Annotated in this window: 1 protein-coding gene; it reads left to right on the forward strand. The window is 64.3% G+C overall.

What is annotated here, in order from left to right:
- On the forward strand, positions 1 to 1,304 hold a 1,304-nt coding region (locus tag DK926_RS26230; protein WP_114332828.1), incomplete at both ends, for a CoA-acylating methylmalonate-semialdehyde dehydrogenase.

Consider the following 1,304-nt stretch of genomic DNA (forward strand, 5'->3'; position numbering starts at 1 on the left):
GCCGCGTTCCCCGCCTGGCGCGACACCTCCCTCGCCAAGCGCGTACAGGTCCTGTTCAAATTCCGCGAACTCTTGAACGAACGCAAGGGCGAGTTGGCGGAAATCATCACCGCCGAACACGGCAAAGTACTCTCCGACGCATTGGGTGAAATCTCCCGCGGCCAGGAAGTCGTCGAATTCGCCTGCGGCATCCCCCACCTACTCAAGGGCGGCTTCACCGAGAACGCCTCCACCAAGGTCGACGTCTACTCCATCCGCCAACCCCTCGGCCCCGTCGGCATCATCTCCCCCTTCAACTTCCCCGCCATGGTCCCGATGTGGTTCTTCCCCGTCGCCATCGCCGCCGGCAACACCGTCGTACTCAAGCCGTCGGAAAAAGACCCCACCGCCTCCATCTGGATCGCGAACCTCTGGGCCGAAGCAGGACTACCCGCAGGCGTGTTCAACGTCCTCCAAGGCGACAAGCTCGCCGTCGACGAACTCCTCGAGAACAAGAAGATCAAAGCGATCTCCTTCGTCGGCTCCACCCCCATCGCCCAATACGTGTACTCCACCGGCACCGCGAACGGTAAACGCGTCCAAGCTTTGGGTGGCGCGAAGAACCACGCCATCGTCCTACCCGACGCCGACCTCGACCTCGCCGCCGACGCCATGGTCAACGCCGGCTTCGGCTCCGCAGGCGAACGCTGCATGGCCATCTCCGCACTCGTCGCCGTCGGCGACATCGCCGACGACCTCGTCGCGAAAATCGTCGAACGCACCACCCCCCTCGTCACCGGCGACGGCACCAAGAACTCCGACATGGGCCCCCTCGTCACCCAGGCGCACCGCGACAAAGTCGCCTCCTACGTCGACGCAGGCGAAGCAGCAGGCGCCACCATCGTCGTCGACGGCCGCCAAGTCCAGCCCGACGGCGGCAAGGACGGATTCTGGCTCGGACCGACACTGATCGACAACGTCACCACCGACATGTCGATCTACACCGACGAAATCTTCGGACCCGTCCTGTCCGTCGTCCGCGTCGACAGCTACGACGAAGCCCTCCAACTGATCAACGACAACCCCTACGGCAACGGCACCGCCATCTTCACCAACGACGGCGGCGCAGCCCGCAGGTTCCAAAACGAAGTCGAGGTCGGCATGGTCGGCATCAACGTCCCCATCCCCGTCCCCATGGCCTACTACAGCTTCGGCGGCTGGAAGAACAGCCTCTTCGGCGACACCCACGCCCACGGCACCGAAGGCATCCACTTCTTCACCCGCGGCAAAGCCATCACCAGCCGCTGGCTCGACCCCAGCCACGG

Source organism: Rhodococcus sp. Eu-32 (genome assembly GCF_003336925.1).
Classification (GTDB): Bacteria; Actinomycetota; Actinomycetes; order Mycobacteriales; family Mycobacteriaceae; genus Rhodococcoides; species Rhodococcoides kyotonensis_B.